14 protein-coding genes, 1 pseudogene and 1 riboswitch are annotated in these 12,561 nt (G+C 32.9%); of the genes and pseudogenes, 14 read left to right on the top strand and 1 reads right to left on the bottom strand.

Annotated elements, in window-relative coordinates:
• Positions 1-384 precede the first annotated feature (384 nt).
• The 13 genes and pseudogenes from MY490_RS20535 to MY490_RS20475 form a co-directional block, all read left to right on the top strand.
• Positions 385-810: a DMT family transporter gene (locus MY490_RS20535; protein WP_248267307.1), complete on the top strand. Its 426-nt coding sequence runs from the start codon at positions 385-387 to the stop codon at positions 808-810.
• Between the two features lie 22 nt (positions 811-832).
• The gene (locus MY490_RS20530) at positions 833-1,531 is read left to right on the top strand and encodes a Crp/Fnr family transcriptional regulator (protein ID WP_248267306.1); all 699 of its coding nucleotides are present in this window, start codon (positions 833-835) and stop codon (positions 1,529-1,531) included.
• Positions 1,532-1,552: 21 nt separating this feature from the next.
• Positions 1,553-2,035 carry a DMT family transporter gene (locus MY490_RS20525; protein WP_248267305.1) on the top strand — a complete coding sequence of 161 codons (483 nt, stop codon included), beginning with the start codon at positions 1,553-1,555 and terminating at the stop codon, positions 2,033-2,035.
• 28 nt (positions 2,036-2,063) lie between these two features.
• Positions 2,064-2,783: a YjjG family noncanonical pyrimidine nucleotidase gene (locus tag MY490_RS20520; protein ID WP_248267304.1), complete on the top strand. Its 720-nt coding sequence runs from the start codon at positions 2,064-2,066 to the stop codon at positions 2,781-2,783.
• Positions 2,784-3,096: 313 nt separating this feature from the next.
• Entirely contained in the window at positions 3,097-4,593 is a 1,497-nt protein-coding gene (locus tag MY490_RS20515) for an FTR1 family iron permease (protein ID WP_248267303.1), read from the top strand.
• Positions 4,583-4,957 (top strand): DUF4363 family protein, encoded by a 375-nt coding sequence (locus MY490_RS20510; RefSeq protein WP_248267302.1) that lies wholly within the window; start codon positions 4,583-4,585, stop codon positions 4,955-4,957. The genes MY490_RS20515 and MY490_RS20510 overlap by 11 nt, the downstream gene beginning before the upstream one ends.
• Positions 4,958-5,074: 117 nt before the next feature.
• Positions 5,075-5,185, top strand: a riboswitch (TPP riboswitch).
• 134 nt (positions 5,186-5,319) lie between these two features.
• Positions 5,320-6,126, top strand: a complete 807-nt coding sequence (thiD, locus tag MY490_RS20505) for a bifunctional hydroxymethylpyrimidine kinase/phosphomethylpyrimidine kinase (RefSeq protein ID WP_248267301.1) — start codon at positions 5,320-5,322, stop codon at positions 6,124-6,126.
• Positions 6,119-7,357: a putative hydroxymethylpyrimidine transporter CytX gene (gene cytX / locus MY490_RS20500; RefSeq protein WP_248267300.1), complete on the top strand. Its 1,239-nt coding sequence runs from the start codon at positions 6,119-6,121 to the stop codon at positions 7,355-7,357. The genes thiD and cytX overlap by 8 nt, the downstream gene beginning before the upstream one ends.
• Complete coding sequence (thiM, locus tag MY490_RS20495; RefSeq protein WP_248267299.1) at positions 7,341-8,153, top strand: hydroxyethylthiazole kinase; 813 nt, start codon at positions 7,341-7,343, stop codon at positions 8,151-8,153. The genes cytX and thiM overlap by 17 nt, the downstream gene beginning before the upstream one ends.
• Complete coding sequence (gene thiE / locus MY490_RS20490) at positions 8,144-8,779, top strand: thiamine phosphate synthase (RefSeq protein WP_248267298.1); 636 nt, start codon at positions 8,144-8,146, stop codon at positions 8,777-8,779. The genes thiM and thiE overlap by 10 nt, the downstream gene beginning before the upstream one ends.
• Positions 8,780-9,033: 254 nt before the next feature.
• Complete coding sequence (locus tag MY490_RS20485) at positions 9,034-9,597, top strand: hypothetical protein (protein WP_248267297.1); 564 nt, start codon at positions 9,034-9,036, stop codon at positions 9,595-9,597.
• A 38-nt stretch (positions 9,598-9,635) separates the two neighbouring features.
• A complete protein-coding gene (locus tag MY490_RS20480) occupies positions 9,636-10,400 on the top strand; it encodes a hypothetical protein (RefSeq protein WP_248267296.1) in 765 nt (254 codons plus the stop codon).
• A 170-nt stretch (positions 10,401-10,570) separates the two neighbouring features.
• Positions 10,571-10,820, top strand: a pseudogene (locus tag MY490_RS20475) (zinc-binding dehydrogenase); the annotation flags it as partial.
• Between the two features lie 209 nt (positions 10,821-11,029).
• Here MY490_RS20475 and MY490_RS22215 read toward each other — a convergent pair.
• Positions 11,030-11,155 carry a hypothetical protein gene (locus MY490_RS22215; RefSeq protein ID WP_282439822.1) on the bottom strand — a complete coding sequence of 42 codons (126 nt, stop codon included), beginning with the start codon at positions 11,153-11,155 and terminating at the stop codon, positions 11,030-11,032.
• Positions 11,156-11,415: 260 nt separating this feature from the next.
• On the opposite strand from MY490_RS22215, the gene MY490_RS20470 reads away from it, so the two are divergent.
• Positions 11,416-12,561, top strand: a complete 1,146-nt coding sequence (locus MY490_RS20470) for an acyl-CoA dehydrogenase family protein (protein WP_248267295.1) — start codon at positions 11,416-11,418, stop codon at positions 12,559-12,561.

Genomic DNA, 12,561 nt, shown 5'->3' with positions numbered 1-12,561 from the left:
TATTTTTATTTGCGATTTTCGAGAATTTAATTGCAGATTGCATTTTTAATTGCGATTATCGAAATTTATTTGCAGTGCCTCAAATATCTCAAAAATATCCACAAAAAATAGACTGTTCATAAAAAACTCACCTGCAAACTATCCACAAATTTTAAACTTCTCCACATTTTTATGAGAAGTTTTCCACATAATAGCGGAGTATCCACAAAAAAATTTAATCCAAAAAAATATAACTACAAACGATCCACAGAAATTTATATGATTAAAAAAGTTTTCCACAATTGCAGAGTACGTTCATTTTTCTCCTTAGGACATATGTCCTTCCCAAACAACCATCCAATATCGTTTAATAATGAAGAAATCAAAATGTCAGGAGAGAACTATATGAAAGGAATTTTATTAGCAATTGTTGGTGGAGCACTCATTACACTACAAGGGGTTGCAAATTCACAAATTAGCAGTGATATTGGTACTTGGCAAGCAGCTACAATTACGCAGTTTACAGGTTTTATTGTAGCTTTATTCGTACTACTATTACTAAAAGATAAAAAATTAGCTGATGTTAAGAATGTGAATCCAATGTATTTAACAAGTGGAGCATTTGGAGCATTTATTATTTTTTGTAACGTAACATCGATCCATCTCAATGGTGTTACATTTTCAATATCAACCCTTTTAATTGCACAGTTAAGTTTCACTTTTATTAACGATAGTAGAGGCTGGTTTGGAGTAAAAAAGCTAAATGTTAGTCCGTCTCAATTTTTTGGAATTGGTATGATGATGATTGGTGTAATCGTGCTAGGATCTTAAAAGTACTGGAGGTGAAGTTAACTTGAAAGTCACTAGTGATCTTGCACAAATTAATCAATTTTTAGCTGAACTTCATATTGAAGAAGTTTTTAATAACGATTTAAAAGCTTATATGACTCTTCATCGATTCATGCAAGGAGAGCTTATTTGTTCCCAAGGAGACTTACCACAAACTTTGTTTGTTTTAGTAAAAGGGAAAGTCAAAGTTTACACAACTACAGCAGAGGGTAAAACGTTAATTCTTTCATTTAAAAAGCCTCTTGAATTAATTGGCGACATTGAATATGTAAGAGGCTCAAATTATATAAATACGGTTGAGGCCGTTTCTGCAGTGGAAATGATTGCTATAGATTATCGTTGGCTAAAAAAATTTGCTAAAGACTATGCACCATTTCTTCAGTTCTTATTAGACATCATAACGGAAAAGTTTCATATTAAGTCGAATGCGATGAGTTTTAATTTAATGTATCCAGTAGAAGTACGGCTAGCGAGTTATCTACTATCAGTTTCATATGATGAAACGAATTCTTTACTAAATGATCATTTAAATACGATAAATCTCAAAGATGCAGCGAATCTGATCGGAACAAGTTATCGACATGTTAATCGAGTTATTCAACAGTTCTGTAAGGATGACCTAGTGGAGCGGAAAAATGGGGGTATCCTTATTAAGGATCGAGCTGGTTTGAGTGTTCTTGCTGGTAATAATATATATGAATAACATTTTTTGGAGGTGAAGCTAATGCTTTATGGTTTAATATTATCTTTCATTTCAGGATCCCTAATTGGTTTGCAAAATATATTCAATAGTAAGGTAAATGAGCGGACAGGAATATGGGTAACGACAACATTTGTATTAGGAATGGGCTTTTTAGCTTCTTTTGTTATGGGTGTAATATTTGATGGTAAGCAATTATTTGATTTGCATAATATGAAAAATTGGTATTGGATCAGCGGAATTGTCGGTGTAGGTGTTGTTTTCTGTTTAACGAAAAGTACTAGAATTCTTGGACCAACTTATGCTATATCAATTGTTCTTACATCTCAATTAATGTTTGCTTTATTATTTGATTCTAGAGGATGGCTAGGACTTGAGAAAGTTCCGTTTTCTTCTAAGCAAGTAATTGGTGTTTTACTTATTATAAGTGGTATATTAATTTTTAAATTAAACGGAATTAGTTTTAAACGTATCAAGCTAGTTAAAAATCAATCTAGTAAAATATGAATTAAATAAATAGAGATGGGGAAATGTTATGAAAACATACAAAACATTATTATTAGATGTAGATGATACATTATTAGATTTTGGTGCAGCAGAAAAAGTAGCATTACAATCTCTATTTAAAGATCAAAAATTACCATTAACGGATGAAGTGAAGTCAAGGTACAAAGAAATAAACCATGGACTTTGGAAGTCATTTGAAGAAGGTAAAATAAGTCGTGATGATGTGGTGAACACACGTTTTTCAACCTTATTTAAAGAGTTTGGTATTGAAGTTGACGGTTTTCTGCTGGAACAGTCTTACCAAAGTTATTTAGGAGAGGGAAATCAATTAGTTGAAGGTGCGTATGAATTACTTACTAGTCTTCAGCATGAGTTCGAATTATATATTGTCACGAACGGAGTTTCAAAGACACAATATAAACGTTTGAATGCGGCGCGTATTTATCCTTTCTTTAAAGATATTTTCGTTTCTGAGGATACTAGTTATCAAAAACCGATGAAAGAATACTTTCAATATGTATTTGATCGAATTCCAAACATTGAATTAGATAAGACATTGATCATTGGAGATTCATTTAGTGCGGATATAATTGGTGGGGCAGGATCAGGAATTGATACTTGCTGGGTCAATCCAAAAATGCTTTCAAATGACTCAGATATAGTTCCAACCTATGAAATAAAAAAACTAGATGAACTTTATAAGATTTTAAATATTGAACAGAAGGTTTTAGTTACTTCAGTTAACTAAGACCGCTTAAAAAGCAAAGTTTTTCACTCAATCTGATCGTTGATATTTGAACTTTATTTATACACTAAAAGCAAAAAGATAAATACTTTTTGCTTCATGTTGAAAAACTAGTCAATTAATTATCAAATTTTCGTAAAAGGAGTAGAGTAATCATTAAAAAGCTGAGGAAATTTTCCTCAGCTTTCTTTGTTTGTCGAATGTTAACCTAAAAATTAAAAATAGTTAATAAAAAAATAATTGACTATAACTCGAAATACCTTTATTATCAAGAGGTGATAATGATTATCATTTATATTTAAGGGGAAAATCAACGATGAAGCAGGCTCTTATTAAAGTAACTTTAACAGCTTTACTAATATTAGTTTTACCGTTTAAAACCTTTGCTGCAAGCCCTGAAGAGGATTTAACACATGCAAATTCTTTTGTAGAAAGTGCAATCCAATCTGCACAAAAAGGAGATTTTAAATCTGCAGAGCAGGAATATAAAAAATTCAACGACGAGTGGCTTGATAAAGAGGATGGAATAAAAAATAAATCGATTGAAGCGTATGGCAAAATCGAGGAAGCTATGGGAATGGTTCAGTATAACCTAGCACAAAAAACAGTGAATCAAAATGCACTCGTTACTGCACTTAAAGAATTAGAAGAGGTAAATGAAAAGTTCATTTCTCATCAGTTCGCTAGTTCGAAATTAGATTCAAAAAGTACAGGTAGTGTAGAAGATTTAATCGAAATATTAAACAAAGCTTTAGCAGATTTAAAAGATAATAATGTATCAGGAGCAACTTCAGAGATCGATCAATTTAGAAAATCTTGGATCAATATTGAAGGTGTTGTATTAACACAATCTCAAACAGTGTACACTGACGCTGAAAGAGACATGGTTACATCTTATGCAATGCTAACTGCTAAGACACCTGATGTGAAAGCGGCTACGAAAACAATTACAGATATGCGTAATTATCTATTACCATTAGCGTCTAAAACTAGTTATACAATGTTAGATGCTATAACAATTTTACTTAGAGAAGGCTTAGAAGCATTACTAGTAGTTGTAGCATTACTAGGTTTTATTAAAAAGTCTGGACAAGAAAAGAAAAGTAAGTGGATCTGGTTTGGTGTTGGTGCTGGATTAGGTGTCAGTATCATACTAGGTGTTATTGTAAACATTTTATTCTCAGCAGGTGCATTTGGAAGTAATAACTTCTTAATCGCGGGCTGGACTGGAGTATTTGCTGCTGTCATGCTCTTATATATGAGTTATTGGTTACATAGCAAATCGAATACGAAGCAATGGCAACAATATATAAAAACTAAGAGTGATAAAGCATTAAATACAGGTAGTTTATTATCTTTATCAATTCTTGCGTTTTTAGCAGTTTTCCGTGAGGGAACTGAAACTGTATTATTCTTTATTGGAATGGCCTCTTCAATTAAACTATCAACTTTATTAATAGGGATTGGCTTAGGATTTGCAATTTTAGCAATACTGAGCTACTTAATCTTAAAGGTTGGCCTAAAAATTCCAATGAGACCGTTTTTCCTTGTCTCAAGTATATTAATGTTTTATTTATGCTTTAAATTTGCCGGCATGGGTATTCATGGTTTACAACTTTCTGGATTACTTCCAGCAACCCAGGCTCCTATTCCTACAATTGATTTCTTTGCAATTTATTCAACTTGGGAGAGCTTTATACCCCAAATGATTTTATTGCTAATAGCTTGTATTACCGTTATTTATTATAGATTCTCAAATAAAAAAAATAAAAAAAGTGCTGGAAATTCAGGGGGAACTAAAAATGTTATCTAATAAAAAACTTATCGCAGCAATGGCTTTGGGACTATCTTTAACTTTATCTGCATGTGGTACGAAAACAGACGATGCAATTAAAACTGGTTCTGATGATATGATCAAAACGATTTCAGAATTAAAAACACAAATCTCAAATAATGATGAAGCAAAGGCAAAAGATAGCGGAGAAGCCCTTGAAAAGTCATGGGAAAAATTTGAAGACTCGGTAAAAGATAAAGACAAAGCACTTTATGAAAAAGTTGAAACGCCACTTCATATTATTGAAGCAGGAGTAAAGGTATCTCCATTGAATGCAGATACACTTAACCAAGCTGGTGACGAATTAGAAAGTGTATTAAAAGAAGTTAAAGATTTAAAATAATAAATTGATAGCCTCTCATCTAGTACGATGAGAGGTTATTCTTAATAATTCCAATCTAAATACTTGAATATATTAGAAGGATTCATTATGATGAAAAAGTAATCAACATAAATAATTGAATAGTACTAGGGGTGCCGTAAATGTTCGGCTGAGATTAGGACACATAAGTCTTTGACCCTTTAACCTGATCTGGATAATGCCAGCGTAGGAAAGTGAACGGTAGAATACATATTTGTATTCTTAACATTGATTTGTTCGAGCACAAGTCCTTATGGGATTTGTGCTTTTTTGTATTTAAAATCAAGTTTCATCTTCTATCTGTAAGATCAAAGAGTTCTATTCATGGAATAGGGGGAAGAGAATTGAAGAAAGTATTAACCATAGCAGGCTCAGATTCAAGTGGTGGTGCAGGTATTCAAGCGGATTTAAAGACGTTTTCAGCTCATCAGGTTTTTGGTATGAGTGTAATTACAGCAGTAACAGCTCAAAATACGCAAGGGGTGTTTGCAGTACAAGATATGACACCAGAGATTATTGCTAATCAGATAGATGCAATTTTTACTGATATTGAAGTCGATGCTGTAAAAATTGGAATGGTATCTCAAATAAAGACGATTAAAGTAATTGCTGAGAAACTAAAGCAATATAAACCAAAGCAAATCGTAGTTGATCCAGTTATGGTTTCAAAAAGCGGATTTGACTTATTAAGTCCAGATGCAAAGGAGGCTTTAATTCAAGAGTTGATTCCGTTAGCAACTGTTATTACGCCAAATCTTCCTGAAGCAGAAGTTATTACTGGAAGAAAAATTACAACGATTGAAGAGATGAAAGAAGCTGCTATTCAAATTCATTCATTAGGTGCTAAAAACGTCCTTGTAAAAGGTGGTCATCTGGAGGGTGAAGCTACCGATATTTGTTTTAATGGCGAGGAATTTACAAGCTTTAATAGCGTTAGAATTAATACAATTCATACCCACGGTACTGGTTGTACTTTATCTTCAGCCATTACATCTAATTTAGCAAACGAACTTGAGGTAAATGAGGCAATACGAGAAGCTAAAAATTATATAACATTAGCAATCCAACATTCCTTTTCAATTGGTAAAGGGGTAGGTCCTGTACATCATTTCTACTCATTGTATGAAAAGGCAGGAGTTCTATATGTCTAATCAAAATGCAAAAATGACGAAGTGGAACTTTACAACACTTTGGTTTGGAGCGGCAGTTTCTGTAGCAGAAATTATGACTGGTGCCCTAGTAGCACCACTAGGTTTTAAGAAAGGTTTGACGGCCATTTTAGTAGGGCATTTACTTGGAACATTACTGCTTATTTTAGGCGGTGTCATTGGTTCTCAGCAAAGATTGTCAGCCATGGAATCTACAAAAATTTCATTTGGTAGCTATGGTAGCTATTTGTTTTCAATTTTAAATGTTTTACAGTTACTAGGCTGGACAGCAATTATGATTTTAACAGGAGCTCGTTCAATCAATTTAGTTGCAATAAAAGATTATCGGTTTGACCATCTATGGGTTTGGTGTTTAGTAATTGGAGTATTAATCGCGATCTGGTTGTACTTTGGACAAAATGCTTCAAAAAAACTAAATAGTTTAGCCGTTTGTTTATTATTTGTTTTAACAATTGTACTTTGTTTTGTCATTTTTAAAAGTGATAAAATCCTAACTCAACCAAGCACTTCTGGGTTATCTTTTGGTAAAGCCGTTGAAATATCGGTAATTATGCCATTATCGTGGATTCCATTAATTAGTGATTATACTCGATTTGCGAAGTCAACAAAGGATGGTGCAATTGGTAGTTTTATAGGTTATATGTTTGGTAGCTCTTGGATGTATATTATTGGATTAGGCGCAGCATTAGCATTTAATCAAATAGACCCGGTTGCTGTTTTAATGAGTGCAAATCTAGGATTATTTGCAGTTGGAATCGTCGTCTTAGCGACTGTTACAACGACTTTCATGGATGCTTACTCTGCCGGAATATCAGTTACAACCATTTTTCCAAAGCTAAATGGAAAACATATCGCACTTATCGTTACAGCGATTGGAACATTATTGGCTGTTATTTTCCCTATTGAGAAGTATGAAGGGTTTTTATATACAATTGGTTCTTTTTTTGCACCGTTATATGCAATTTTATTAACGGACTATTTTATTCTAAAAAGAACAAGTATAAGTAAAGCGTTGAAGATTGATTGGGTCGCGTTTATTACATGGATTTTAGGCGTTTTTATTTATCGTAAGTTTGTACAATTAGACTTCTTCCTTGGAGCTACTGTTCCAAGTATGATTTTAATTTGTGTCATTTATATAGTTGTTCAGCATGTTATTAATAAGCTTGTTCCAAAGCAAATTGGGGGAGAAAAAAATGTTAACTATGAATGAAATGAGTCAAATTCTTGAAAGTGTAAAAGAGAAAAAGCCTTTAGTTCATCATATTACAAATTATGTAACTGTAAATGACTGTGCAAATATGGTGTTAGCTCTAGGTGGATCACCAGTTATGGCAGATGATTTAGCCGAAGTAGAAGAAATGGTATCTTTTGCATCAGCTCTTGTTATTAATATTGGAACATTAAATGAAAGAACTATTCAATCAATGGTTAAAGCTGGTAAAAAGGCTAATCAATTAGGTGTACCAGTTATATTAGATCCTGTTGGTGTAGGAGCAACAACTCTACGTACAGAAACAACTGCTAAATTATTGAAAGAAGTACGTTTTGCAGTAGTTCGTGGAAATATGTCAGAAATTAAAATGATTGCAGGTTTAAATGTTCAAATTAAAGGTGTTGATTCTGTGGCTGGAGAAGAGGACGGCGTTGATATTGCGAAATCTCTATCAGCGAAATTAGGCTCAGTAGTTGCAATTACAGGTGCGGTAGATATTATTGCAGAACAAGACCGAGTATGTACCATTTCAAATGGAGATAAAATGCTAGCTGATGTAACTGGAACTGGATGTATGAGTACATCATTAATTGGAACTTATGCTGGTGCAACGACTGATTATTTCCTTGCAGCTGTTTCCGGTATTACTACAATGGGCATATGTGGAGAGCTTGCTAAGGCTCGCCTAACTGAAGGGCAAGGAATCGGTACATTTAAAGTAAACTTATTTGATGAGGTATCTAAAGCTTCTGTTGATACACTTCTAACAGGAGGGAAAATCGAATGGCTATAACAAAAAGTAAAATAGATTATAAGCTTTATTTAGTAACGGATCGAGATGTATTAGGATCAAGGGATTTAATTCAATCTGTTGAGGAAGCAATTAAAGGTGGAACAACAATCGTACAAATAAGAGAAAAAAATTGTAGTAGTCTAGATTTTTACAAAATTGCTACGCAAGTAAAAGAAGTCACTTCAAAATATAATGTTCCATTGATTATTAATGACCGTTTAGATATCGCTTTGGCGATTAAAGCAGATGGCTTACATATTGGACAAGAAGACTTACCTTTAACCGTAGCTAGAAAGATTGTTGGAGAAGACATGGTCATTGGCGTTTCTGCTACAACATTAGAAGAAGCAATGCTTGCACAGGAACAAGGTGCAGATTATGTGGGAATTGGCTCGGTATACCCAACAAGTACAAAATTGGATGCAAAATATATAACGCTAGACGAATTACAAAACATACGCAAAACAATAAAAATTCCAATCGTAGGTATCGGTGGTATTAATGAAGAAAATGTTTCAGAATTAATCGAAACAAATATTGATGGTGTTGCGGTTGTTTCTGCGATATTAGGGAAAGAAGATATTAAATCGGCTGCTAAACATTTGAGTATGTTAGTTAATAAATAATAAATAAGTAATGGGGCGTCTATTACATCGTTATTTGATGGATTGATGCCCTTTTTTGTATATCTAATAGTTCAGTACGTTTTAAAGTACTCATTTAAACGAAGTAATAATCAGTTGTATTCTAAATTTTCCTTAGCTAATGTAAATAATCGTATAGATCTGTTTGTTTAAATAACATATGTAAGAAATTATCCAAAACTTTTTGTTAAATATTACTAAAGCATACCGAAATAAATGTAAAAGGAGGTGATTAAATGAAACAGATTAAGAAAAAAACAGTTGGTTTAATTTTGTCATGTGGAATCTTTTTTATTACATTCGGCTCAATATCTGCTTTGGCAGCACATACTCCTTCAAATAGTCGCCCTAGTGTTACGTATGGATCGACTAGTGAATTTGGCAGTTTTGAATTTTTTGGTCCTTGGAAAGAAAAAAAGTGGAATTATTATTCCTATGCATATAAATATCATGGGTGGGATAAAGATGCATTTGAAGCAATAAATACACAAGCAAAAGTAACATTGTCTACTAGTTCAAATTCGACTTATACACTTTCTGGTTCTACTGAGTTTGGAATTAAAAAAATTGCAGAAGCAAATCTAGGTGGCACATTTGGTAAGAGTTGGGGAAAAACATCAACTGTAGAATTTAATTCACAAAAAGGTTATATCTATGAATTATGGAGAGCCAATAAAATTAAGTTAGAAAAATACAAATACACATACAAACCTTTACTTGGCTCAAAAAAGACTTTATACAGTAGTGCAAAAGATAGTGATGGAACATATAAATGGTTTTTTAGATATCCTCGCAAATAGCCCATTCTCAATTAAGGCAAAAGAAATGAGGAATTCTTTTGAAAAAACAACTTTGTTTATTTATACTAATCATTACACTCATTGCACTCATTGCAGCACATACAGCGTGTAACTCGCAAAAATATAAAAAACACTCTAATTATCCCGTACTTTCTGCTGTTGCTAAATTAGAAGGATCAAGTAAAAAAGAAAAAAATTATTTATTCTTTAATAAAAATGAGACTACCAAAAGAATAACTCTATATTTCTACGATAATTACAAAAAAGAACCAATTACATATGTTAGATTATTTCGTGATAATGTATTAGTTAGTAAAAATACAAAAGTGATTGATACATCAATTCATGATAATGGTATTTTTATATTTGAATTGCATGAATATGTAAAGTTCTTTAATAATATCGAATTAGGTAACCATAATGGTAGACTTCTAAAATTAAAAACAGGCGATTACCATTTTGAGTTAATTGATTTAGTAAATAATATTGAAAATGATTATCGATGGTATTTGGATAGTTATAGCACAGGTGAGGGGAATTTCAAATTTGAAATGAATGCTAATTTTAGTAGGGCAAATTCACAAAAATCACAATTTGAAATAAATTCCGCATATAAAAAGTTAAATGGTTTTAGTATCACAGAAGTCCCTATATTTAAAGAAAGGGGCAATACTTTATCCTTTAAATACTCTGCTATTAGTTCTACAAAAGAGGCTGGCTCCTATGAAGTTTTAGTTGTCCAGAAAAATAGTAGTGGACAAAAGTATATAATGAGTTCTGTTATTGTTCCATTAAAGGAATGATTTGTAACTTTTTTATATGTAAAGGTATGCATAATGAAAAATTACATTTGAAATAATGTGAAAAAATTCACAATTATAGTGTAGCCATATTTCCAGGTGAAATCTACCTTAATAAAAAATTAATAGTAAAGGGAGATTTAATAATGAAAGGGGGCTATTAGTTGAAGACAAATTCAAGTGGTGGAGTTGGCCATTTTAAAACTAGCGAATTACATTCGAGCTGTCGATCCGTTCTTGGCTTTAGTTTAGGTACGACAAGGAAAGAACGACCAGTGTTATTGTGGGAAACGGCAAAACAAGTAAGGGCTTTTAAGTATAAAGATAGGACATTATTTTTCATTAGAAGATGTGGTTAGTGCCCATAGATTAATCGAAAGCAGACAAAGTACTGGTAAAATATTATTAGCTATCAATAATTAATCGAGAAGGACATATCTCTGTACTTAGGGGTGTGTCTTTTTTATTTTTTGAATAAGAAGGTAGCAAGTTATTATTGTATAATCTGAGGTAACAAAAACAGTAGGAATCTCGAACGCACTTTTCATTTTTAGTTAAACAGAATTAGAGAAAGTATGCTAATTTTCCATTTGAAAAGATCAACTGTTGTGCGATTTTTAGTGTGTAATACCTTATGCGTACCTTTTCATCTTAATTGCAATATTAACGAATTTAATTGCGGTTTTAATGTTTTTAATTGCAGATTTGCCATATTTATTTGCATTCATGAGCTTCTTATTTGCAGCTCTATGAGACATAATTGTACCCCACCATTTAACAGTAGTTCAACTACATCCCCACGATCTCCCCACTTTTCCTAACATTTCCTCTCTTGTCTCAATTTGTCGAACATAGATTAAAGGAAAATGGTAGAAAATATCGAATATTATCAATTGTAAGACTAAAATATTTATTTCTTATACATGAAATAGGAGACTCCACTGCTTTTTGCTGCAGTTGGAGACATTCTTACGTTTTTTAAAACGTACCTAAATATTAAAAGGAGAGTGACTAACACATGGATTTTTTATTATCTAAAGAACAGCAAATGATTCAAGAAATGGTACGAGATTTCGCAGCGAAGGAAATTGAGCCTTTTGCAGAGGAACTTGATCGTGATAGCAAATTCCCAATTGAAACGTTCAAAAAAATGGGTGAATTAGGTTTATTAGGAATTCCGTTCCCTGAAGAATATGGCGGTAGTGGTGGCGATACAATTAGTTATGCGTTAGCTGTAGAGGAAATAGGGCGTGCATGTGGAGGAACAGGGTTAAGCTTTGCTGCAACATGTTCATTAGGCGCTTCTCCAATTTACTATTTTGGTACAGAGGAACAAAAGCAAAAATACTTAATTCCAATGGCGCAAGGAAAAACTCTTGGAGCTTTCGGTTTAACTGAGCCAAATGCGGGTTCTGATGCTGGTGGAACACAAACAAAAGCAGTTTTAGAAGGTGATGAGTATGTGATTACAGGTGAAAAGTGCTGGATTACAAACGCTCAGTATTCTAACACAATTATCGTAACAGCTTATACTTCTATTGATGAAAAAGGAAAGAAAAATATATGTGCGTTTATCGTTCCAACTGACTCAGAAGGATTAACAATTACAGATCCTTATGACAAGATGGGTGTTCGTGCTTCTAATACAACTCAAATTGTTTTAGATGGAGTACGTGTTCCAAAAGAAAATATTCTTGGCAATCCTGATAAAGGTTTTGGCCAATTCTTATATACATTAGATGGTGGTAGAATTTCAATTGCAGCACTTGCTGTAGGTATTGCACAAAAGGCTTTTGACAAAGCATTAGTATATGCAAAAGAACGTAAACAATTTAACCAACCTTTATCAAGTTTCCAAGCTATTCAGTTTAAATTAGCTGATATGGCAATGGGAATTGAGTTAGCAAGAAATATGGTGCACAAAGCTGCATGGTTAAAAGACAATGGAAAACCGTTTACGAAAGAAGCGGCATTCGCTAAGTTATACGCATCTGAAATCGCTTCCAAAATTGCGAATGAATCGTTACAAATCCATGGTGGATATGGCTATATGAAAGAGTATGGCATCGAGCGTTTAGTTCGTGATGCTAAGTTACTTGAAATTGGTGAAGGTACATCAGAAATTCAACGTATAGTAATTGCTCGTCAATTAGGATGCCGATAA

Source organism: Gottfriedia acidiceleris (genome assembly GCF_023115465.1).
GTDB lineage: Bacteria > Bacillota > Bacilli > Bacillales > Bacillaceae_G > Gottfriedia > Gottfriedia acidiceleris_B.
This window is presented reverse-complemented; position numbering and strand designations above follow the sequence as displayed.

Bases quoted from the DNA above. Each gene is read 5' to 3' on its own strand.
- MY490_RS20535 (WP_248267307.1), top strand. From the start codon at position 385: ATGAAAGGAATTTTATTAGCAATTGTTGGTGGAGCACTCATTACACTA.
- MY490_RS20525 (WP_248267305.1), top strand. From the start codon at position 1,553: ATGCTTTATGGTTTAATATTATCTTTCATTTCAGGATCCCTAATTGGT.
- MY490_RS20520 (WP_248267304.1), top strand. From the start codon at position 2,064: ATGAAAACATACAAAACATTATTATTAGATGTAGATGATACATTATTA.
- MY490_RS20515 (WP_248267303.1), top strand. From the start codon at position 3,097: ATGAAGCAGGCTCTTATTAAAGTAACTTTAACAGCTTTACTAATATTA.
- MY490_RS20510 (WP_248267302.1), top strand. From the start codon at position 4,583: ATGTTATCTAATAAAAAACTTATCGCAGCAATGGCTTTGGGACTATCT.
- cytX (WP_248267300.1), top strand. From the start codon at position 6,119: ATGTCTAATCAAAATGCAAAAATGACGAAGTGGAACTTTACAACACTT.
- thiM (WP_248267299.1), top strand. From the start codon at position 7,341: ATGTTAACTATGAATGAAATGAGTCAAATTCTTGAAAGTGTAAAAGAG.
- thiE (WP_248267298.1), top strand. From the start codon at position 8,144: ATGGCTATAACAAAAAGTAAAATAGATTATAAGCTTTATTTAGTAACG.
- MY490_RS20485 (WP_248267297.1), top strand. From the start codon at position 9,034: ATGAAACAGATTAAGAAAAAAACAGTTGGTTTAATTTTGTCATGTGGA.
- MY490_RS22215 (WP_282439822.1), bottom strand. From the start codon at position 11,155: ATGTCTCATAGAGCTGCAAATAAGAAGCTCATGAATGCAAATAAATAT.
- MY490_RS20470 (WP_248267295.1), top strand. From the start codon at position 11,416: ATGGATTTTTTATTATCTAAAGAACAGCAAATGATTCAAGAAATGGTA.